Source organism: Acidovorax sp., from assembly GCF_027492855.1.
Lineage (GTDB): Bacteria > Pseudomonadota > Gammaproteobacteria > Burkholderiales > Burkholderiaceae_C > Acidovorax.
In genome coordinates this window covers 128,279-148,145 of sequence record NZ_JAPUDY010000008.1, presented here as the reverse complement: position 1 = coordinate 148,145, position 19,867 = coordinate 128,279, and the positions used below count along the sequence as shown (strand labels likewise).

Here is a 19,867-nt window from a genome sequence, read left to right as displayed (position 1 = left end):
CGTCAAAGCCCGCAATTGCGGGCTTTTTTACTGGCGAGGCGGCTCAGTCCGTGGGGGCGTGGATATGGCTTGCGTGCCCCATGCGGCCTATCGTTCAGAACCCCAGCGCAAACCCCATGCTCAACAAGGTGCGGCCTTGCTGCCGCCCCACGGTGGCGTCGATTTGACGGCCCTGCGCCCATTCCCAGCGCACGCCGGTTTGAAAGGTGGGTGCGCTGTGCCGGGTGCCAAAGGCCTCCAGGTGTGGGGTGATGGCGCCCCAGCTGTGTTCCACCGAGGCGCCCCAGGTGGGGCGCCAGGGCTGGGCGGGTTCGCGCTGGGTGCCCAGGTTGGCGTTGACGGTGCCCCAGGGCGCCGCGCAGGTGCCGATGAGGTTGAGCGCCACCAGATTGCCTGGGCTCCGGTGGCGGTGCAGGATGCCTGCGGTGCTGGCCGTGTTGCAGCCCTGGTCTTGGGAGGGGCTCCACAGCCACTTGACCTGCAGGCCTTGTAGCGTCTGGCGCTCGCCCAAGTCGCGCGCCAGCAGTGCGGCCAGTTCCAGCCCTTCGATGGGGGTGAAGGCCGGGGCGGCGTAGGTGGTGCCCCGCTGGCCGCGCTGGCCCTCCCACCACACCTCGATGTGGCCGCGGCCCACTTCGTCTACCCCGGCGTCGTCCACCGACAGAGGGCGCCCCGCATGTGCGGGCCAAGCCAGGCACAGCAGGGTTGCTGCGGCGCCCAGCAGGCGCAGGGGGTGGATGGGCGCGAGGTGCTTCGTCATGGTGCGGGCCGGTGGTTGTGGGCAGTGGCTGGAGGCGGAGGGGGGGCTCTGGCGGGGTCGCAAGCGATGGGGTGGGTCCGCTAGCGGCCGCGCAGGAAGAGCGCGTCCAGCTCTTTCATCGACAGTTGCCGCCAGGTGGGCCGCCCGTGGTTGCATTGGTCGCTGCGGTCCGTGGTTTCCATCTGTCGCAGCAGGGCGTTCATCTCGTCGATGGTGAGCCTGCGGTTGGCGCGCACGGCGCCGTGGCAGGCCATGGTGCCCAGGATTTCATTGCGCGCGCGCTGCACCACGGTGGTGGCGTCGTGGGCGGCCAACTCGGCCAGCACGCTGCGGGCCAGCTCCACGGCGTCGCCCTGCGCCAGCGTGGTGGGCACGGCGCGCACGGCCAGGGTTTTGGGGGAGAAGGGCACCACCTCCATGCCCAGCGTGGCCAGCACGTCGGCCGATTCTTCGGCGGTGGCCACCTCTTGTGGCGTGGCGGCAAAGGTGGCGGGGATCAAGAGCGGTTGGCTGGCGATGCGGGCGCCGCTGTCCACCTGGGTTTTGAGGCGTTCATAGACGATGCGTTCGTGCGCGGCGTGCATGTCCACGATGACCATGCCCTGGGCGTTCTCGGCCAGGATATAGACGCCGTGCAATTGGGCCACGGCGCGGCCCAGCGGCCAGGCCACCTCGGTGTCCAAAGGGCTGGTGGCGGCTGGTGTGCGGCCGATCGGCGCCGCCGATGCAGCAGGGGCCTGGGCCTGGGCCGATGGCGCCCACATGTCACCCACTTCTGCGGCGGGTGCCTCACTGGGCGTGTTCGGTGGTGTATCGCGTGGCCCCCACAGCGCCTGCAGGTCGGCCACGCGGTGGCCGCGTTCTTCAAATTTGATAGCTGCTTGCGCTTGCCAATTGGGCGCTAGAGGCTGTTTTTGCTTGAAATCTTCGGTGCCATCCGCCAAGGAAGCGTCTGGGGTGGCCGTGGGAGTGGCTGAGGCGGCGGCCAGTGCGGCGGCGCGGGGGGCGGCCAGCGCGTTTTCTACCGCATGGCGCACGGCCTGGTGCACCTCGCGGCTGTCCCGAAAGCGCACCTCGATCTTGGTGGGGTGCACGTTCACGTCCACGCGGGCCGGGTCGATCTCGATGTAGAGCGCGTAGATGGGCTGCTTGTGGCCGTGCAGCACGTCTTCATAGGCGCTGCGGGCTGCGTGGGTGAGCACCTTGTCGCGCACGAAGCGGCCGTTGACGTAGCAGTATTGGTGGTCGGGGCGCGAGCGGGCGGCGTCGGGCAGGCCTGCGCGGCCGGTCACGGTGACGGGGCCCACGCGGTGCTGCACGGCCACGGATTGGGTGACGAAGTCTTCTCCCAGCACGTCCGACAGGCGGCGGGCGAGCGCATCCTGGGCATCGCCCTGGCCGGGCACGAAGGTGGCGCGCCATTGCTCCACCAGCTTGCCTTCGTGCCAGATGGCAAAACCCACGTCGGGCCGCGCCAGCGCGTGGCGGCGCACCGATTCGATGCAGTGGGCCAGCTCGGTGGCGTCAGTCTTCAAAAACTTGCGGCGTGCGGGGGTGGAGAAGAACAGCTCCTTCACCTCCACCGTGGTGCCGGTGTTGCGGGCGGCGGGGCGCAGCTCGCCGCTGCGGGCGTCCAGCAAAAAGGCGCTGGCCTGGGCGGCGGGGCGCGAGAGCAGCGACATCTCCGACACCGAGGCGATGGCTGCCAGCGCCTCGCCCCGAAAGCCCATGGTGGCCACGGTTTCCAGGTCGTTCAGGTTGGTGATCTTGCTGGTGGCGTGGCGGCGCAGGGCCACGGGCAGCTCTGCTTGCGGAATGCCGCCGCCGTCGTCTTCCACAGTGATCAGCCGCACGCCACCCGCCGACAGGCGCACGGTGATCTGCGTGGCACCCGCGTCGAGCGCGTTGTCCACCAGCTCGCGCACCACCGAGGCGGGGCGCTCCACCACCTCGCCTGCGGCGATCTGGCTGATCAGCTCGTCGGGCAGGTCGCGGATGGGGCGGCGGGCGGTGGTGGTGATTGGGGCGGGCTGCGCCGCTGCGGGGAGGGTGGTGGTGTCGTCGTTCACCCGGCAGATTTTAGGGCGGGGCTGCGCAGGGGTATCCGGGAGCGGCATAGGTCGACAGGGATAATGCCCGCTGTTTTTTCAACGCCCGGTCCGCCGCCGGCCATCCCATGGAACTGGTCACCTTTCTGATTGACTTCATCCTGCACATCGACAAGTACCTCGAAGCTTTTGTGCAGGCCTACGGCCCCTGGGTGTATGCGCTGCTGTTCCTGATCGTGTTTGTCGAGACGGGCGTGGTGGTCATGCCGTTTTTGCCGGGCGATTCGCTGCTGTTCATCGTGGGTGCGCTGTGTGGGGCGGGGATGATGAGTTTTCCGCTGGCCTGTGCCGTGCTTATTGCGGCGGCCATCCTGGGCGACCAGTGCAACTACTCGATTGGCCGCTTCTTCGGACCAAAGGTGTTCCAGTGGGAAGACTCGCGCTGGTTCAACCGCCGTGCGTTCGACCAGGCACACAACTTCTATGAAAAATACGGCGGCATCACCATCGTCATCGCGCGTTTCATGCCCTTCATCCGCACCTTCGCACCCTTTGTGGCGGGTGTGGCCGAAATGGGCCGCGCCAAGTTCACGGCCTACAACGTGGGCGGCGCACTGCTGTGGGTGCTGGGCATCTGCACGGCGGGCTACTTCTTTGGCAACTTTGCCTGGGTGAAGGAGAACCTGGACAAGATCATCTGGGCGATGATTTTCATCCCAGGCCTGATCGCCATCTTTGGCGCCTGGCGCGCAGGGCGCCAGGTCAAAGCGGTTTGAAATTTTCCTGTTGATGCTATAAAAATAGGAGCTTCTAGCGCTTGATGAATGGGCGCTAGAGGCTTATTTCTTTTGAAATCAACGGCGGTAGCGGCGGCGCTGGTCGCGGTCTTCGCCGATCTCATGCCCCATGAGGGCACTGGCGACATGCCCCCGTTTCAGCGCTCGGCACTCTCAGCCTTCAGCGTTGAGCCCTCAGCGCTATTCCCCAGGCTGCAGGCACAGCGTGAGCAGCAGCGAGGCGGGCTGCACGGCCGTGATCGCATGCAGCGCGCGTGGCGCCAGGTGCACGAAGTCGCCGGGGTGCAACTGCTGCACCACGCCATCGCTGGCGAACTCCACCACGCCTTCGATGCATTGCACGGTGGCTTCGCCCGGCGTTTGGTGCTCTTTCAGGGATTTGCCAACGGGCAGGACGACGCGGATGACTTCGAGCTGGCCTGCTTTCAGGATGGCGGTGGTGATGGCTTCGGGCAGGCGCTCGCCCAGGGGGCGCACGCTGACGATTTGGCCGGATTGGGCGTGGGGCAGTGCCATGGTTTGTCTCCTTGGGTCACTATCGTTCGTCGCCTACTGTGCGCCCACTTGGCGGCCTGCGCAAGGCAGGGAACCACGCAGGCAGGCAGAGGCCGCTCTACACCGAGCGGCTGCGCGCCAGCGGCGGGTTCTTGGCGAAGTAGCGCGTGATGCCGCGCATCAGCGCATCGGCCAGTTGCTCTTGGTAGGCGCTGCTGCGCAGGCGCCGCTCTTCCTCGGGGTTGCTGATGAAGGCGGTTTCGACCAGCACGCTCGGAATGTCGGGCGCCTTGAGCACGGCAAAACCCGCTTGCTCCACACGCGGCTTGTGCAGCTTGGCCATGCCGCCGATCTCGCCCAGCAGCACGGAGCCGAGCTTGAGGCTGTCGTTGATCTGCGCGGTGGTGCTCATGTCCAGCAGCGCGCGCTGCACGGCCTGGTCTTTGGACTGCACGTTGATCCCACCCACCAGGTCGGCCTGGTTCTCTTTGTTGGCCAGCCAGCGCGCGGCGGTGCTGGAGGCGCCGCTCTGGCTGAGCGCGAACACGCTGGCGCCGCGCGCGGCCGGGGTGGTGAAGGCGTCGGCGTGGATGCTCACGAACAGGTCGGCCTGCACGCGGCGGGCCTTTTGCACGCGCACGCCCAGCGGCACAAAGTAGTCGCCGTCGCGCGTGAGGTAGGCGCGCATGGGGTTGCCGCCCACGGTGGTGGCGTTGATGCGGTCGCGCAGCAGGTGGGCCACGCGCAGCACCACGTCTTTCTCGCGGGTGCCTGCGGGGCCGATGGCGCCGGGGTCTTCGCCGCCGTGGCCGGGGTCCAGCGCCACGATGATGATGCGGTCGGTTTCGGTGGCCGTGGCGCGGTTGCCGGGGCGGGCGGGGGCTGCTGGGGCAGGCGCGGGCGCGGCGGCTATCGCGTCGGCGGCGCGCTGCGCGATCAGGTCACCCAGCGGGTCGGCACCGGGATGTATGGGCGCGGGCGCTGGTGTGCGGGCCGCCACGGCCGGGGTTGTGCGGGCAGGGGGCACTGAAGGCGTTGAAGGTGCAGAAGGCGCATCCCGCAGGCGTTCGGCGATCAGGGCCTCCAATGGGTCCACCGGCGCTTCGGGGTACAGGTCGAACACCAACCGGTGCTGGTAGGCCGCCACCGGGGGCAGGGTGAACACCTGGGGCATGGCGGCCTGTTTCAAGTCCACCACCAGGCGCACCACGCCGGGCGCGTTCTGGCCCACGCGGATGCCTGCGATGTTGGGGTCGTCGGGCTTGACCTTGGCCACCAGCTCGCGCAGCGCGGGGCTGAGGTCGATGCCTTCGATGTCCACCGCCAGGCGCGGCGGCGTGGTCACGAAGAACTGCTTGGCCACCAGCGCGCCGTCGGACTCGATGGTTACGCGTGAATATTCGGGCGCGGGCCACACGCGCACCGCCAGGATGGTGGCGCCCCTTGCGATCTGCTGCGTGCCCAGCAGCAGCACCAGGCTGCCCGCCTGCAGCACAGCGCGGCGCGATGGCGTTCTGGCGGGGTGGGCGGGCGTGTCGGGTGCGTTCACAGCGTCTCAGAGTCCTTGCAGCAGGCTGCGCCCTCTGGGGGTGTGGGCGTGCAGCGTGACTTTCCTTTCGGTGTCGTCTATTGCTTCAATGTGGATAGCAAGGTCCGCAAGCGGGGTCAGCGTTGCGGCCTTTTCCGGCCATTCTGCCACCTTGAGGCCCTGGTTGGCAAAAATGTCTCTAAAACCCGCGTCTTCCCACTCGCGCGGATCGTCGAAGCGGTAGAAGTCAAAGTGCCAGATCGCCAGCCCTGCGGGCGCCTCGTGGGGCTCGACCACGGCATAGGTGGGGCTCTTGATGCGGCCTTGCACACCCAGGGCGCGCAGCAGGTGGCGCACCAGCGTGGTTTTGCCGGCGCCCAGGTCGCCGTGCAGGGTCAGGTAGGCGTTGGCCAAGAGCGGTTGGCGGGCCAGTTGCTGGGCAAAGGCGGCGGTGTCTTCTTCGCTGTGCCAGGTGAAATGGCGCGTGATTGGGCCTGCGGTGGCGTCGCCGCTTTCTACAATCTGGCCGGTATGTGGTGCAACAGTCAACTCGTTCCTCAAATGCAGGAGTGGGCCCGCGAGCTGGGATTTTCCCAAATCGGCGTGGCGGGGGTGGACTTGTCCGCCGCAGAGCCCGGTCTTTCGGCCTGGCTGGCGCAGGGGTTCCATGGCGAGATGCATTACATGGCATCGCATGGCCTCAAACGCGCCCGCCCGGCCGAGCTGGTGCCCGGCACGGTGAGCGTGATCACGGCGCGCATGGATTATTTGCCCAGGGACACGGGCCAGGGCACCGAGCAAGGCTGGCAGGCGCACGAGCTGGCGCGGCTTGCGCGGCCACACGAGGCCATCGTGTCGGTGTATGCCAGAGGGCGCGACTACCACAAGGTGCTGCGCGCGCGGCTGCAAAAGTTGAGCGACCGGATCGCCGAGGCCATTGGCCCCTTCGGCCACCGCGTGTTCACCGATTCTGCCCCGGTGCTGGAGGCCGAACTGGCCGCGCGCAGCGGCCAGGGCTGGCGCGGCAAGCACACGCTGGTGCTGAACCGCGAGGCGGGGTCGATGTTCTTTTTGGGCGAAATCTACGTGGACATGGCGCTGCCCGCCAGCGAGCCCGTCACCGCGCACTGCGGCAGTTGCAGCGCCTGTATCGACGTGTGTCCCACGCAGGCCATCATTGCGCCGCACCGCATCGACGCGCGGCGCTGCATCTCGTACCTCACCATCGAGCATGCGGGGCCCATCCCGCTGGAGCTGCGGCCCCTGCTGGGCAACCGCATCTACGGCTGCGATGACTGCCAGCTCATCTGCCCCTGGAACAAATTCGCCCAGGTCAGCCGACTGCCGGATTTTGATGAGCGCAAGGGCTTGTCGGGCCAGCAGCTCACGCACCTGTTTGCGTGGGATGAAGCCACTTTTCTGCGCATGACCGAGGGTGGCCCCATCCGCCGCATTGGCCACGAGCGCTGGCTGCGCAACGTGGCCGTGGCGCTGGGCAACGCGCTTGCGGCCACGGGTGACGATGCGCTGCGCGCCGCCCTGCAGTCGCGTGCCGAGGACGACAGCCCGCTGGTGCGCGAGCATGTGGCCTGGGCGCTGGGTTTGAGTGAAATTGGCGCCTAGCGCTTGATACATAAGCGCAAGCAGCTATCAAAAATATAGTGATAGAGGCGGCTACCGTGCAAGCAGCCCGGTGTCCTTGAGCGTGTCCACCAGCCCTTGTGCGAACCGCGCATACCCTGCGGCATTGGCATGGATCTGGTCGGAGCGCAGGCTGGCATCGGCCAGCACACTGGACCAGCCGTTGGCATGCAGCGGCAGCTTCAACTCGTCGGCGATCTCTTCGTACAGCGCATGGTCGTTCAGCTTGCCTACGGCGGCCATCAGCGACAGCTCGGGCACGGCCACCAGCAGCACCTGGGCGCCGCTGGTGCGTGCCTGGGCGCAGATGCTCAGGATGTTGGCGCGGGTGGCTGCGGTGTTCTGGCGGCGCAGAAAGTCGTTGCCGCCGATGCTCACGATCACCAGCGCGGGCCGGTGTTTTTGCAGCAGGCCCGAGAGGCGATCCAGCGCCTGGGCCGAGGTGTCGCCCGAGACACCGCCGTTGACCACCTCCCAGCCCGTCAGCCGCTGCAGCACGGCGGGGTAGGCCGTGTCGGCCGAGGCGCCCACGCCCGAGGTGAGCGAATCGCCCAGCGCCAGCACCGTGGCGCCGGGCGGCACGGCCTGGGCATGCACGGGCTTGCGGCCGCAGGCGGCCAGCGGCGCCAGGCTGGCTGCCAGCGGCATCAGCAACAGCAGGCGACGGCGGTGTTGCAGGGGCGGTGTGCTTCTCATCGCAAAAACCCCAATGCAAAAGGCAAGCTCAGCATGCCCAGCAGGGTAGACAGAGTCACCAGCCCGGCCACATAGGGCCCGTTGTAGCCCATGCGGGCCGCCAGCACATAGCAGGTCGAGGCGGTGGGCAGGGCCGAGAAGGCCAGCAGCACCGTGGTCTGCAGAGCGTCCAGCCCAAAGAGCCGCGCCAGCGCGAACGCCAGCAGGGGCTGCACCAGGTGGCGGATGGCCAGCACCGACACGCTCAGCGCCTTGCCCCGCGTGAGCAGGCCAAACTGCAGCCCGGCCCCGGCGGCCATCAGCCCCAGCGCCAGCGACGCCGAGCTGATGCGGCTGACCGTGGGCACGGCCCATTCCGGTATCTGAAAACCCAGCAGATTGGCCGCCAGGCCCGATGCGGTGGCGATGATCAGCGGGTTGCGAATCAGCTCGCGCGCAAAGCTGTGGTGGCCGTGCCGCGCCATGGGCCACACTGCCGCCACGTTGAACAGGGGCACACACACACCGATCAGCACGGCAATCATCAAGAGGCCTTGTGTGCCCGCCAGCCGTTCGGCAATCGCAAGGCCAATGAAGGAGTTGAAGCGGAACGCCACCTGTGCGCTGGCGGCATGGTCGCGCACATCCAGGCGCTTGCCCAGCCAGGGCCAGTAAGGCAGGCTGTAGGCCAGCGCAATGCCGATCACGCCCGACAACATGCCCGCGGCAATCAGCCCCGAGGCGGCGCTCACGTCCATCGGGCTTTTGACGATGGACTGGAACAGCAGCACCGGAAAGAGCAGGTAATAGACCAGGCTTTCCACCGGCTGCCAGACCGAGCGGTTGAGGGCGGTGTAGCGGCAGATGAGGTAGCCGCACAGGATGAGCGAGAAATCGGGGAGCAGGAGCTGGACGTAGTTCACATGCCAAGAATACTGGATGTGCGTCAAGTCGTTCGGGTTAGCCCTTATGTGGAATCCGCAGGGTGGGTTGCCGCCCATTGCGCATACCATCGGCGCTGTTTGTCACCCGTATGAAGGAGAACTCAATGCATCGTCGTCAATGGCTCGCGCTGACCGCACTGGCTGCCGCCGCAGGTACCGCTGCCGCCCAGGGCTACCCCAACAAGGTGATCAAGCTGCAGGTGCCTTTTGCACCCGGCGGCACCACCGACATCATTGCGCGCGTGATCGCCGACCCCCTGGGCAAGGCCCTGGGCCAGAACGTCATCGTGGAGAACAAGTCCGGTGGCGGCGGTATTGTGGGCGCGTCAGAAACCGCGCGTTCGGCACCCGACGGCTACACGCTGGGCGTGGCCACGGTGTCCACCACCGCAGCCAACCCCGCCATCAACCCCAAGACGCCGTACAACCCGTTGACGGACTTCACGCCCATCATCAACATCGCGGCCACGCCCAACATCATCGCGGTGCACCCCAGCTTCCCGGCCAAGGACTACAAGTCGTTCGTGGCCGAGGTCAAGAAGTCGCCCGGCAAGTATTCGTTCGCATCGTCCGGCACGGGCGGCATCGGCCACCTTCAGATGGAGCTGTACAAGAGCCTCACGAACCTGTTTGTGACGCACATCCCCTACCGTGGCGCAGGCCCCGCGCTGAACGACACGGTGGCGGGCCAGGTGCCGATGATTTTCGACAACCTGCCTTCGGCCCTTCCTTTCATCAAGGAAAACCGCCTGGTGCCTATCGTGGTGGCCGCGCCCCAGCGCGTGGCAGCACTGCCCAATGTGCCCACCTTCAAGGAACTGGGCCTGGAGCCTGTGAACCGCATGGCTTACTACGGCATCCTGGGCCCCAAGGGCCTGCCCAAGGACGTGGTGGACAAGATCAACGCCGCCGTGCGCACGGCACTGCAAGACCCGGCCGTGAAAAAGCGCATCGAAGACACGGGCTCGATCGTGATCGGCAACACCCCCGAGCAGTTTGCCGAGCAGATCAAGGCCGAGTTCAGTGTGTACAAGGACGTCGTGGCCAAGCAGAAGCTCTCGCTGGAGTAAGCGCGCCGCTTGCGTTTCGCACCCTACAAAGCCGCCCCTGACCGGGCGGCTTTTTTACGTGCTATCGTTTTTGTATGCTTGCCACCAGCCTGAACGCGATCGATGCCTTTGTGGATGCCCTGTGGCTGGAGGACGGCCTTTCGCGCAACACGCTGGCCGCGTACCGGCGGGACCTCACACTGTACGCACAGTGGCTGGCCGCCCAGCCGCCCGCCCTGGCGCTCGACGGCACGGAGGAGCAACACATCAACGCCTACTTCGCCGCCCGCCATGGCGAGACCCGTGCCACCTCGGCCAACCGGCGGCTCACGGTGTTGCGCCGCTACTTTCACTGGGCGCTGCGCGAGCGGCGCATCACGGCCGACCCCACGGTGCGGTTGCAGGCCGCGCGCCAGCCCTTGCGCGTGCCCAAAACCTTGTCACAGGCCCAGGTGGAGGCGTTGCTCAACGCGCCCGACCTGGGCAACCCCCTGGGCCTGCGCGACCGCACCATGCTGGAGCTGATGTACGCCAGCGGCCTGCGCGTGACCGAGCTGGTCACGCTCAAGACCTTTCAACTGGGCTTGAACGAAGGTGTACTGCGGGTGATGGGCAAGGGCAGCAAGGAGCGCCTGGTGCCCTTTGGCGAAGAGGCCCGCGTCTGGCTGGAGCGCTACCTGCAGGAGGCACGCGGCCCCATCCTGGCGGGGCAGCAGACGGACGATTTGTTCGTGACCCAGCGCGGCAGCGGCATGACGCGCGCGATGTTCTGGGTCATCGTCAAAAAATGGGCGCAGGTGGCGGGCATCACCGCGCCGCTGTCGCCACACACGCTGCGGCACGCATTTGCCACCCATCTGCTCAACCACGGCGCCGATCTGCGCGTGGTGCAGCTGCTGCTGGGGCATGCCGACATCTCCACCACCACCATCTACACCCACGTGGCGCGCGAACGGCTCAAGGCCTTGCATGCGCACCACCACCCGCGCGGGTAGCGGGTGGGGCGGGTGAACGCGGGGCTGCGATTACCCTTCGTTCAGAGTTTCTGCCCAGGTCAGGGCTTGCAGGTGGGCCCAGTTGACCTGGCGGTTGGACAGGTGCAGCGCATCGGCGTTTTTGGCAAAGGCCACTTCGTCGCCGCTTTCGCAGGCAATGGTCAGCTCCAGGAAGGGCGCGAACACGCCGGTGCGGCGCAGCAGGGCGTCCATCACGGGTTCGGGCAGGGCCACGGAGTCGAGGGCTTTTTCGAGCGGCACACCCAGCATGGTGTCCAGCAGCGAGAACACGCCCACCACAAAGGCGTTGTCGCATTCTTCGGGCGGCAGCAGCTCGGCGGCCAGCAGCTCCATCAGGCGGCCGCGCACCACGGCGGTCTGGCCCACGGCCGGTGGCGCACCACCGGCGCGCGAGGTGGTCATCAAAAGGGCTGCCCAGCGGAACAGCTTTTTCAGGCCCAGGATCATCACCGCGTGGCGGAACGAGGTGATCTCGCACGACAGGCCGAACCCCGATGAGTTGATGAAACGCAGCAGGTTGAAAGACAGCGTGGGGTCTTTCTTGAGCAGGTCTTCGATCTCGGCCGTGCTGGCCTGTTTGCGCACCAGGTTGATGAGCTGGATGATGGTGGCCTGCGAGGGGCGGATGGTGGTGGCCTTGACCAGCGCGGGGTGGGCGAACCAGTAGCCCTGGAACAGCTTCACGCCCAGATCGCGCATCTGTTCGTACTGTTCGGCGGTTTCCACTTTTTCAGCGACCAGCGTGGCCTTGCTGTGTGTGGTGGCAAATTTGACCAGCGGCGCTGCCAGTTCGGGCTTGAAGGCCAGCATGTCCAGCTTGACGAAGGCGGCCAGCGGCAGCCAGCTGGTGTAGGACCGGCGCAGCGCCTGTTGGTCGAACGCCAGGCGGAAACCACGCGCGCGCAGGGCTTCGAGTGTGGGAATGCGGCCTTCGATCTCCGCTTGTGTGGCGCTTTCGGGCAGGGGCGGGACTTCCAGCACCACCTTGTCGGGGTGGATCAGCTCCAGGTGGCCGCCCGAGAGGCTGTCATGCGTGCAGTTGATGAAGACGGTTTTTTTGCCCACCAGGGCTTCGGTGCCAGCGTAGGAGAGGGCATTGAACAGCAGCGCGGCGTCGCTGGCGGCGGTGTGCGAGTCAGAGGCGGTGGAGCGGTCGAACAATTCGTAGCCATAGACGGCACGGTTCTCGTCCACGATGGCCTGGCGAGCGATGATGGCGAGGTTTTCGTCGACGGGGTCCACCGCAGGGGATGTCGCTTCGGTGGAGGCTTGTTCAGGTGTGATCGACATGAGGTCTTCTATAGTGACGGGCTAGGCGCTGCCTTGATTTTTGTCTTGGTTTTCGTCTTGATTCTAGACCCGCAAGCCCTGTCGCGCACTTTGTTTACTGGTCAGTCGACCATATGGTCGGCCCAGGCGAGCGCTTGCAGGTGCGCCAGGTTGATTTGCTGGCTGGTCAGGTGCAGCAGGTTGGCCGTGCGGTCGAACACCGCGTCGTCGCTGGATTCGCAGGCTTCGGCCAGGGTGAGCAGATCGCCCAGGAAGCCCTCGCGCCGCAGCAGTGCCGCCGCCACGGGCTCGGGCACGTTGAGCAGGCCGATGGCCGACTCCATGGGCATGGAAAGCATCACATCAAGCAGCGAGAAGATGCCCACCACGAAGGCCTGGTCGGCGTCTTCGGGCGGCAGGGTTTGCAGGGCCAGCAGCTCCATGAGGCGCCCCCGCTCCACGGCGGTCTGGCCCACGGAGGACGGCGTGCCCCCCGAGCGTGCGGCGGTGAGCAGCAGCGCCGCCCAGCGGAACAGCTTTTTGAGGCCCATGAGCATCACAGCCTGGCGGAAGGACGTGACCTCGCGTTTGAGGCCAAAACCGGCCGAGTTGATAAGGCGCATCAGGTTGAAGGCCAGGCCAGCGTCCTTCTTGAGGGTTTCCTCGATGTCGTCGGTGCTGGCCTGTTTGCGCACCTGGTTGATGAGCTCAATGATGCTGGCCTGCGTGGGTGTGAGCAGCTTGGTCTCGACCAGCGCGGGGCGGGCGAACCAGTAGCCCTGGAACAGTTGCACACCCTGGCTGGACACCATGTCGTACTGCTGGGCGGTTTCGACCTTCTCTGCAATCAGCTCGGCCTGGGAGTTGCGCCCGGCGTAGCTGATGAGCACGGCCAACTGGTCTGGCGCCAGCACCGACAGGTCGAGCTTGATGTAGTCGGCCAGCGGCAGCCAGGGCGCGTAGGCCGATTGCAGCACCGTGTGGTTGAACGCCAGGTGAAAACCCCTCTCGCGCAGTCCGGCCAGGATGGGCATGCGGGTAGCGACCTCTTCGGCGGCCGTGTGGCCCAGGGGCGGGATCTCCAGCACCATCTTTTCGGGGTCCACCAGCTCCAGGTGGCCGCCTGAGAGGCTTTCGTGGGTGCAATTGACGAAGATGAGCTTTTTGCCCACCAGCTCCTCGGTGCCCGCGTGCGAGAGCGCCGTGAAAACCAGGATCACGTCGGTGGCCGCCGTGTGCGCCGCGCCGCTGCGCGAGCGGTTGAACAGCTCGTAGCCGACCACCACCTGCTGCGCGTTCACGATCGCCTGCCGCGCAATCATGGCGACCGACGACTGGTTGCTGGAAGGCGGGGGCGTGAGGGGGGCCTCGGGGGTGGTGGATGAAGTCATGGTGAGAGTATGGAAGAAAGAGGCGCCCGTGTCAGCGGCAGTCTGCAATGGGCTGCCGTGGTCTGTGGCAACCAGCGCGGCGGATTGTAGGAGCCGCTGCCGGGCGCGCTGTAACCAGAAGCTCAGAGTTGCTGGAGCCAGCGCAGTTCGTTGTCGGTGAACCCGGCCTTGCGGCGGGCGGCTTCGTTGAACGGCGGTTTCAGGCGCGGCGCTTCGTATTGGGTGACCAGGGTGCCGTAGTGGGTTTCCGGGTCATGCCCCGCGCGCTCGCACAGCCAGCGGTACCAGTGGTTGCCGATGGCCACGTGGCCGACCTCGTCGCGCAGGATGGTGTCCAGGATGTCCACGGCGGCCAGCGCGTCGGGCGTACCCACCTGGCGCAGCTTGGCCTGGATCTGCGGCGTGGCGTCCAGCCCACGCGCCTCCAGCGTGCGCGGCACCAGGGCCATGCGAGCCAGGATGTCGTGGCTGGTCTTCTCGCACATCGTCCACAGGCCCTGGTGGGCCGGAAAGTCGCCGTAGTCATGGCCCTGGCTGCGCAGGTGGTTGCGCAGCAGCCGGAAATGCCGCGCTTCCTCGGCGGCCACCAGCATCCAGTCGAGGTAATAAGCCTGCGGCATGCCGCCAAAGCGCCAAACGGCGTCGAGCGCGAGGTTGATGGCGTTGAACTCGATGTGCGCAATGGCGTGGATGAGCACGGCGCGGCCCTCGGGGGTGGCGGGCGAGCGCCGGGCCATGTCGGTGTGGCGCCGCAGTTCCGGCCGTGCGGGGCGGCCGGGCAGGTCGCTGGCGCTGTCGGGCAGTGCCGGGGTATCGTTTGCTATTAAAAGCGTAGCTGCTTGCGCTTGTAAATCAAGAGCTGCAGCCGCTTTTTGTTCAGGGTCTGCAAGGCACAAGACCTGCAATGCACGTTGGCGAAGCTCCATCCTTACAATTCTAGGCCTTGCTTTCTCTGCGCCGCGCCATCGACTGGCGCTTCCCACATTCCAAAACGCAGGCCCCGATGCCTGCCCCCACGGAGACTTTGACATGGCGATTTACGAACTCGACGGCGTGGCGCCCCAGGTACCGGCTTCGGCCTGGGTGGCAGACAGCGCGCAGGTGATGGGCAACGTGGTGCTGGGCGAAGACGCCAGCGTGTGGTTTGGCACCGTGGTTCGGGGCGATACCGAGAGCATCACCATCGGCGCGGGCTCCAACATCCAGGACGCCAGCGTGCTGCATGCCGACTTCGGCAAGCCCCTGGTGGTGGGCGAGCGCGTGACGGTGGGCCACCAGGTCATGCTGCACGGCTGCACCATCGGCGACGAATCGCTGATCGGCATCGGCGCTGTGGTACTCAACGGCGCCAAAATCGGCAAAAACTGCCTGGTGGGCGCGGGCGCGTTGGTCACCGAGGGCAAGGAGTTTCCCGATGGCTCCATGATCATCGGCAGCCCCGCCAAGGCGGTGCGCGAGCTGACCCCCGAGCAGATCGAAGGCCTGCGCCAAAGCGCCCAACACTACATCGACAACGCGCGCCGTTTCCGAAGCGGCTTGCGCAAGATCGGCTGAGCGCGGCATTGCTGCTGCCTGCCACCTTATTTATCCTGGAATCCCTGCGTGTCTGAACTCCACAAGTTTCTTTTTGATGGCCTGCCCGTGCGCGGCATGATCGTGCGCTTGACCGATGCCTGGACCGAGATCCTGCGCCGCCGCGCGGGCAACACGGCCACCGGCGCCTACCCGGCCCCCGTGAGCGAGCTGCTGGGCGAGATGGCGGCGGCTGGCGTGCTCATGCAGTCCAACATCAAGTTCAACGGCGCGCTGGTGCTGCAGGTGTTTGGCGACGGCCCGGTCAAGCTGGCCGTGGCCGAGGTGCAGTCTGACCTGAGCCTGCGCGCCACGGCCTCCATCAATGGCGAGGTGCCCGAGGGCGCGCTGTTGTCGCAGATGGTCAACGTGGGCGGCGGTGGCCGCTGCGCCATCACGCTCGACCCCAAGGACCGCCACCCCGGCCAGCAGCCCTACCAGGGTGTGGTGCCGCTGCACGGTGACCACCACGAAAAGCTCGAGCGCCTGTCGGACGTGCTGCAGCACTACATGCTGCAGTCCGAGCAGCTCGACACCATCCTGGTGCTGGGCGCGAACGAGCAGGTGGCTGCGGGCCTCTTGATCCAGCGCATGCCCATCAAGGGCGAGGGCAACCTGGCTTCGGGCCTCACGCACCGCGAGAACGAAGACCAGATCGGCCACAACGAGGACTACAACCGCATCGCCCACCTGGCCGCCAGCCTGACGCGTGAAGAGCTGCTGACCCTGGACGTGGACACCATCCTGCGCCGTTTGTTCTGGGAGGAAAAGCTGCTGCGTTTTGCGCCGCAGCAGGGCGCCAGCGGCCCGCGTTTTGCCTGCACCTGCAGCCGCGAGCGTGTGAGCAACATGCTGCGCAACCTGGGCGTCGAAGAAGCCGAGAGCATCCTGGCCGAGCGCGACGACATCGAGGTGGGCTGCGAGTTCTGCGGCCAGCAATACCGGTTTGATGCGGTGGATGCGGCGCAGATTTTTGTCGCCCCTGCCGCCAGCCAGCCGCCGGGGCCCACGGGGATTCAGTAAGAGCGTTACTACAACACGCTCTTGCTCCATTTCTCAAGCATCCTCGTCGTTATTGCTTTGCTTTGCTTTGCCTTGCCGCGCTGCACGTGTTGCAGCACTGCCTGCGGCTTCGCATCTGGGCGCCCATGGTTTGAAAATGTAATAAGCCGCAGCACTTGTGAAATCCTGGTGCGGCTGACCATCGTTAACACTCAGCCCGCTTCTCTCTGCCTAAGATTCGTTGGCCTTTGCGCGGTTTCGGCTCCGGCCGCAGCGCGGGGCAGGGGCGCACTGTGCGCCGTGGCAGCGGCACCGAGTCGCAAGAATCTGGTCAGAGAGTGTCATGGAGTTTTTACGCCGCATTCTGGGCGCCCAACGTGAAGGCGCGCTTGCTAGGCCTTCACAACTGTTGTTCGAAAGCACCGCGGCGATGGATGCGCGCCGTGGCGACAGCGTGATTGCGACCCTGGACATCGATGCGGCCATCAACGCCCATGAGCGCTGGAAAGACCGGCTCATGGACTACCTGGAGGGCCGAAGCACCGTGGGGCTGGACCCGGCCCTGGTCCGCCGTACCGACCATAGCGTGGTGGGTCGCTGGTTGCATGGTGAGGGGGGTGAGGTGCTGGGTGATCAGCCCGTCTTTCCGGTACTGATGGCGCGTTACCAGTATTTTCACGAGCAGGCGGCCGTTCTGGTGGAGCTGGCCCAGCAAGGCGAATGGGACCGGGCGGTGCAGGTGCTCAACGGCAGGTACCGCCATGGCTCCAGCCAGGTGGTGTGGTTGCTCAAGGAGCTGCAGCGCGGGCTGGTGCGTTCACTCGCCAAAAAAGGGCGCTAGGTCAGTCCGAACGCGCCGACCGGTGGCTCACCAGGCTGGTGAAGAGGCGGTGCTCGCATTCGGGATCACTGCATTTTTCGCAGTCCCAGGCGCGCAGGCGCGTGGTTGGAGGACGATTTTCCATATCAAATACGGCGCTAGCGCTTATTGGTTGTTCGCTAATAGCTATATTTTTTATAGCATTCAATGCGTTGGCGATACGCCTCTCGCCCTGGCCATACACCACCTGGTACGGCACACCCGCGCGCTCCAGCGTTGCACGCAGCCGCGCGTCGAAGGCTTCCTGTGCGGTGCGTTCCTCGGCGGGGCAGGGCAGGTCCAGTCCCATCAGCAGTGTGAGTGTGGCGGATAGAGGCTCATCAGGCAGGGCCTCCTCGATCTGCGCCGAGCCTGGGGCAATGCGCTGTCGCAACGCCAGCACCAACTCCGGGATGCCCGTGTAAGGGGCTCCCAGCAAGGCGATCAAGGGTGGGGTAGGCACAGAAAAAACAGGGCAGCGCGGGCCGGAGCCCTCGCGCCGCCGGTCGGTCAGCGCGGGGTGAACTGCACGTACACCTCGTTGGGCCTGACCATGCCCAGCTCGCTGCGTGCTTTTTCTTCCACCATATCGAGCCCCTCCTTGAGGTCGTGCACCTCGGAGGTCAGGCGTGCATTGCTCTGGCGCGCCTGGTCATTGGCCGCCTTTTGCAGGTCGATCTGCCGCTGCATCTCGTTGACACGCGGCACACTACCCCGCCCCAGCCAGAGCTGGGCGTGCAACGTCCCCAGCAAGGCCAGCAAGATGATGGGGACGATGCGGGAAGCCAAGGCAGGGCTCGCTCAGGCCAGGGTAGCGGGATCAGCGCAGGTTGTAGAACGCCGCGCGGCCGGGGTACTGAGCGATTTCACCCAGATCTTCTTCGATGCGCAGCAGTTGGTTGTACTTGGCGATGCGGTCCGAGCGCGACAGCGAGCCGGTCTTGATCTGGCCAGCGTTGGTGCCCACAGCGATGTCGGCAATCGTGCTGTCCTCGGTTTCGCCCGAGCGGTGCGAGATCACGGCGGTGTAGCCAGCGCGCTTGGCCATCTCGATGGCGGCGAAGGTTTCGGTCAGCGTGCCGATCTGGTTGATCTTGATGAGGATCGAGTTGGCGATGCGCTTGTCGATGCCTTCCTTCAGGATCTTGGTGTTGGTCACGAACAGGTCGTCACCCACCAGCTGCACCTTGTCGCCCAGGCGTTCGGTCAGGTGCTTCCAGCCGTCCCAGTCGCCTTCGTGCATGCCGTCTTCGATGCTGATGATGGGGTACTTGTCCACCCAGGCAGCCAGCATGTCGGTCCACTGCTGGGCGGTGAGCTTGAGGCCGCCTTCGCCTTCCAGCACGTACATGCCGTCCTTGTAGAACTCGCTGGCGGCGCAATCGAGGCCCAGGGCGATCTGCTCGCCTGCCGTGTAGCCTGCGGCTTCAATGGCCTGCAGGATGAGGCGGATGGCCGCTTCGTGGTTCTCGACGCTGGGGGCAAAGCCACCTTCGTCGCCCACGGCGGTGCTCATGCCCTTGTCGTGGAGGATCTTCTTGAGTGCGTGGAACACTTCGGCGCCCCAGCGCACGGCTTCGCGGAACGTGGGCGCGCCCACGGGGATGATCATGAACTCCTGCAGATCAAGGCTGTTGTTGGCATGTGCGCCGCCGTTGATCACGTTCATCATGGGCACGGGCAGTTGCACGCTGCCCATGCCACCCAGGTAGCGGTACAGCGGCAGGCCGGACTCTTCGGCGGCAGCGCGGGCCACGGCCATGGAGACGGCCAGCATGGCATTGGCGCCCAGGCGGCTCTTGTTCTCAGTGCCATCGAGGTCGATCAGGGTCTTGTCGAGGAAGGCCTGCTCGGATGCGTCCAGGCCCAGCACGGCTTCGCTGATCTCGGTGTTGATGTGCTCAACAGCCTTGAGCACGCCCTTGCCCAGGTAGCGGCTCTTGTCGCCATCGCGCATTTCAATGGCTTCGCGGCTGCCGGTGGAGGCACCCGAGGGCACGGCGGCGCGGCCCATCACGCCCGATTCCAGCAGCACGTCGCATTCGACGGTGGGGTTGCCGCGGCTGTCCAGTACTTCGCGGCCTACGATGTCAACGATTGCACTCATATAAATTCATTCTCCAAGGTTTATTGATTTTTGAGAGGTGTGCCGTTGAGTTCACCTGATTGCAGAACTCTGGGTTCACCATTGTTGAAATCGCGACGTATCACTAGGCTGCGATGCCACCATTCGGTTGTGCCGTTGACCTCATAGCGGCACGCTGTAAAGGTACCGGCGGGCATTGTGATGCGTTCCACCCCAACGAATTTGATTTGATTCTCCTGCGTAAAAGTCACAGGTCCTGGGCGAAACATGTCGTCGCGTATTCCTTGGCCAACGAACGTGCGTGTTTGGCCCACGGCCAGTTCCGCGCGTCGATCTTCATAAGGCGAGCCGTAAGTCGTGGTAATAAACGAGACGGCTCCCAGAGCGGCTTTGGTTCCATAAAGGGCCGCGATTCCTGGGGCCAACGGTTTCAGATATTGAGTGACACTGCTGGTCACCGTAGTCTCCGTTCGTGTCAGAAACTCAATCAGATTGGAGGCTCCGTTGAAATTGGCATTGGTCGAAAGTACGGAACCGGAAACAACAAGGTTCCCTGCACCTTCCTTGAAGTTTAGTTTGTAGGAAGCACCAAGGGCGTAAACACTGTTGTCGAAACAGAGTTCCTTGCTCAATTCGCTAGACGTCGGAGTGTCGTTGCCGCCACCGCAACCGATGAGAGTAAGAGCTGTCGCAACTGTTATGAGTAGAGGCGAGAGGCGTTGAAAGCGCGGCATT

The 19,867-nt window shown here is 65.5% G+C and carries 21 protein-coding genes; 7 read left to right on the top strand and 14 right to left on the bottom strand.

The window, feature by feature from the left end; genetic code table 11:
• Window positions 1-94: 94 nt before the first annotated feature.
• Window positions 95-760: a hypothetical protein gene (locus Q0105_RS01575; RefSeq protein WP_298208036.1), complete on the bottom strand. Its 666-nt coding sequence runs from the start codon at window positions 758-760 to the stop codon at window positions 95-97.
• Window positions 761-840: 80 nt separating this feature from the next.
• Window positions 841-2,829 carry a DNA mismatch repair endonuclease MutL gene (gene mutL, locus Q0105_RS01570; RefSeq protein WP_298208034.1) on the bottom strand — a complete coding sequence of 663 codons (1,989 nt, stop codon included), beginning with the start codon at window positions 2,827-2,829 and terminating at the stop codon, window positions 841-843.
• A gap of 107 nt (window positions 2,830-2,936) precedes the next feature.
• Here mutL and Q0105_RS01565 point away from each other — a divergent pair, with 107 nt between their 5' ends.
• Window positions 2,937-3,584 carry a DedA family protein gene (locus Q0105_RS01565; protein WP_298208033.1) on the top strand — a complete coding sequence of 216 codons (648 nt, stop codon included), beginning with the start codon at window positions 2,937-2,939 and terminating at the stop codon, window positions 3,582-3,584.
• Window positions 3,585-3,785: 201 nt separating this feature from the next.
• On the opposite strand, the gene Q0105_RS01560 is transcribed toward Q0105_RS01565, so the two are convergent.
• From Q0105_RS01560 to tsaE, 3 genes are all read right to left on the bottom strand, one after another.
• Complete coding sequence (locus Q0105_RS01560; protein WP_298208029.1) at window positions 3,786-4,121, bottom strand: cupin domain-containing protein; 336 nt, start codon at window positions 4,119-4,121, stop codon at window positions 3,786-3,788.
• Window positions 4,122-4,218: 97 nt separating this feature from the next.
• Window positions 4,219-5,649, bottom strand: a complete 1,431-nt coding sequence (locus Q0105_RS01555) for an N-acetylmuramoyl-L-alanine amidase (RefSeq protein WP_298208027.1) — start codon at window positions 5,647-5,649, stop codon at window positions 4,219-4,221.
• A 6-nt stretch (window positions 5,650-5,655) separates the two neighbouring features.
• Complete coding sequence (gene tsaE / locus Q0105_RS01550) at window positions 5,656-6,177, bottom strand: tRNA (adenosine(37)-N6)-threonylcarbamoyltransferase complex ATPase subunit type 1 TsaE (protein WP_298208025.1); 522 nt, start codon at window positions 6,175-6,177, stop codon at window positions 5,656-5,658.
• A 12-nt stretch (window positions 6,178-6,189) separates the two neighbouring features.
• On the opposite strand from tsaE, the gene queG reads away from it, so the two are divergent.
• Window positions 6,190-7,251 carry a tRNA epoxyqueuosine(34) reductase QueG gene (gene queG, locus Q0105_RS01545; RefSeq protein WP_298208023.1) on the top strand — a complete coding sequence of 354 codons (1,062 nt, stop codon included), beginning with the start codon at window positions 6,190-6,192 and terminating at the stop codon, window positions 7,249-7,251.
• Window positions 7,252-7,302: 51 nt separating this feature from the next.
• Here the strand turns inward: queG and Q0105_RS01540 are convergent, their stop codons facing one another.
• Together Q0105_RS01540 and Q0105_RS01535 are read right to left on the bottom strand one after the other, a co-directional pair.
• Window positions 7,303-7,965, bottom strand: a complete 663-nt coding sequence (locus tag Q0105_RS01540) for a GDSL-type esterase/lipase family protein (protein WP_366145901.1) — start codon at window positions 7,963-7,965, stop codon at window positions 7,303-7,305.
• Window positions 7,962-8,867 carry an AEC family transporter gene (locus Q0105_RS01535; RefSeq protein WP_298208020.1) on the bottom strand — a complete coding sequence of 302 codons (906 nt, stop codon included), beginning with the start codon at window positions 8,865-8,867 and terminating at the stop codon, window positions 7,962-7,964. The genes Q0105_RS01540 and Q0105_RS01535 overlap by 4 nt, the downstream gene beginning before the upstream one ends.
• A 125-nt stretch (window positions 8,868-8,992) precedes the next feature.
• On the opposite strand from Q0105_RS01535, the gene Q0105_RS01530 reads away from it, so the two are divergent.
• Window positions 8,993-9,958 (top strand): tripartite tricarboxylate transporter substrate binding protein BugE, encoded by a 966-nt coding sequence (locus Q0105_RS01530; protein WP_298208018.1) that lies wholly within the window; start codon window positions 8,993-8,995, stop codon window positions 9,956-9,958.
• A gap of 74 nt (window positions 9,959-10,032) precedes the next feature.
• Window positions 10,033-10,932: a site-specific tyrosine recombinase XerD gene (gene xerD / locus Q0105_RS01525; RefSeq protein ID WP_298208016.1), complete on the top strand. Its 900-nt coding sequence runs from the start codon at window positions 10,033-10,035 to the stop codon at window positions 10,930-10,932.
• A 30-nt stretch (window positions 10,933-10,962) separates the two neighbouring features.
• On the opposite strand, the gene Q0105_RS01520 is transcribed toward xerD, so the two are convergent.
• The 3 genes from Q0105_RS01520 to Q0105_RS01510 all read right to left on the bottom strand — a co-directional run bounded on the left by Q0105_RS01520 (window position 10,963) and on the right by Q0105_RS01510 (window position 14,539).
• A complete protein-coding gene (locus tag Q0105_RS01520; RefSeq protein WP_298208013.1) occupies window positions 10,963-12,243 on the bottom strand; it encodes an HDOD domain-containing protein in 1,281 nt (426 codons plus the stop codon).
• Between the two features lie 101 nt (window positions 12,244-12,344).
• Complete coding sequence (locus tag Q0105_RS01515; RefSeq protein WP_298208011.1) at window positions 12,345-13,613, bottom strand: HDOD domain-containing protein; 1,269 nt, start codon at window positions 13,611-13,613, stop codon at window positions 12,345-12,347.
• A gap of 122 nt (window positions 13,614-13,735) precedes the next feature.
• Window positions 13,736-14,539: a ferritin-like domain-containing protein gene (locus tag Q0105_RS01510; protein ID WP_298208009.1), complete on the bottom strand. Its 804-nt coding sequence runs from the start codon at window positions 14,537-14,539 to the stop codon at window positions 13,736-13,738.
• A gap of 103 nt (window positions 14,540-14,642) precedes the next feature.
• Between Q0105_RS01510 and Q0105_RS01505 the strand changes: the two genes are divergently transcribed.
• From Q0105_RS01505 to Q0105_RS01495, 3 genes are all read left to right on the top strand, one after another.
• Window positions 14,643-15,167, top strand: coding sequence for a gamma carbonic anhydrase family protein (locus tag Q0105_RS01505; RefSeq protein ID WP_298208007.1), 525 nt, complete (start codon window positions 14,643-14,645; stop codon window positions 15,165-15,167).
• A gap of 48 nt (window positions 15,168-15,215) precedes the next feature.
• Window positions 15,216-16,208, top strand: coding sequence for an Hsp33 family molecular chaperone HslO (locus Q0105_RS01500; RefSeq protein ID WP_298208005.1), 993 nt, complete (start codon window positions 15,216-15,218; stop codon window positions 16,206-16,208).
• Between the two features lie 388 nt (window positions 16,209-16,596).
• The gene (locus tag Q0105_RS01495) at window positions 16,597-17,028 is read left to right on the top strand and encodes a hypothetical protein (protein ID WP_298208003.1); all 432 of its coding nucleotides are present in this window, start codon (window positions 16,597-16,599) and stop codon (window positions 17,026-17,028) included.
• A gap of 1 nt (window position 17,029) precedes the next feature.
• Here the strand turns inward: Q0105_RS01495 and Q0105_RS01490 are convergent, their stop codons facing one another.
• From Q0105_RS01490 to Q0105_RS01475, 4 genes are read right to left on the bottom strand one after another with little or no spacing between them, the layout of a single operon-like run.
• Window positions 17,030-17,509 (bottom strand): hypothetical protein, encoded by a 480-nt coding sequence (locus Q0105_RS01490; RefSeq protein WP_298208001.1) that lies wholly within the window; start codon window positions 17,507-17,509, stop codon window positions 17,030-17,032.
• A gap of 47 nt (window positions 17,510-17,556) precedes the next feature.
• Window positions 17,557-17,835, bottom strand: a complete 279-nt coding sequence (locus tag Q0105_RS01485) for a septum formation initiator family protein (protein ID WP_298207999.1) — start codon at window positions 17,833-17,835, stop codon at window positions 17,557-17,559.
• Between the two features lie 31 nt (window positions 17,836-17,866).
• On the bottom strand, window positions 17,867-19,153 hold the full coding sequence (gene eno, locus Q0105_RS01480; protein WP_298207997.1) for a phosphopyruvate hydratase: 1,287 nt from the start codon (window positions 19,151-19,153) through the stop codon (window positions 17,867-17,869).
• A 20-nt stretch (window positions 19,154-19,173) separates the two neighbouring features.
• The gene (locus Q0105_RS01475) at window positions 19,174-19,866 is read right to left on the bottom strand and encodes a hypothetical protein (protein WP_298207995.1); all 693 of its coding nucleotides are present in this window, start codon (window positions 19,864-19,866) and stop codon (window positions 19,174-19,176) included.
• Window position 19,867 lies beyond the last annotated feature (1 nt).

Coding starts and splice junctions, on each gene's coding strand:
- Q0105_RS01575 (WP_298208036.1), bottom strand. CDS start 760: ATGACGAAGCACCTCGCGCCCATCCACCCCCTGCGCCTGCTGGGCGCC.
- Q0105_RS01565 (WP_298208033.1), top strand. CDS start 2,937: ATGGAACTGGTCACCTTTCTGATTGACTTCATCCTGCACATCGACAAG.
- Q0105_RS01560 (WP_298208029.1), bottom strand. CDS start 4,121: ATGGCACTGCCCCACGCCCAATCCGGCCAAATCGTCAGCGTGCGCCCC.
- queG (WP_298208023.1), top strand. CDS start 6,190: ATGCAGGAGTGGGCCCGCGAGCTGGGATTTTCCCAAATCGGCGTGGCG.
- Q0105_RS01540 (WP_366145901.1), bottom strand. CDS start 7,965: ATGAGAAGCACACCGCCCCTGCAACACCGCCGTCGCCTGCTGTTGCTG.
- Q0105_RS01530 (WP_298208018.1), top strand. CDS start 8,993: ATGCATCGTCGTCAATGGCTCGCGCTGACCGCACTGGCTGCCGCCGCA.
- xerD (WP_298208016.1), top strand. CDS start 10,033: ATGCTTGCCACCAGCCTGAACGCGATCGATGCCTTTGTGGATGCCCTG.
- Q0105_RS01520 (WP_298208013.1), bottom strand. CDS start 12,243: ATGTCGATCACACCTGAACAAGCCTCCACCGAAGCGACATCCCCTGCG.
- Q0105_RS01515 (WP_298208011.1), bottom strand. CDS start 13,613: ATGACTTCATCCACCACCCCCGAGGCCCCCCTCACGCCCCCGCCTTCC.
- Q0105_RS01510 (WP_298208009.1), bottom strand. CDS start 14,539: ATGGAGCTTCGCCAACGTGCATTGCAGGTCTTGTGCCTTGCAGACCCT.
- Q0105_RS01505 (WP_298208007.1), top strand. CDS start 14,643: ATGGCGATTTACGAACTCGACGGCGTGGCGCCCCAGGTACCGGCTTCG.
- eno (WP_298207997.1), bottom strand. CDS start 19,153: ATGAGTGCAATCGTTGACATCGTAGGCCGCGAAGTACTGGACAGCCGC.
- Q0105_RS01475 (WP_298207995.1), bottom strand. CDS start 19,866: ATGCCGCGCTTTCAACGCCTCTCGCCTCTACTCATAACAGTTGCGACA.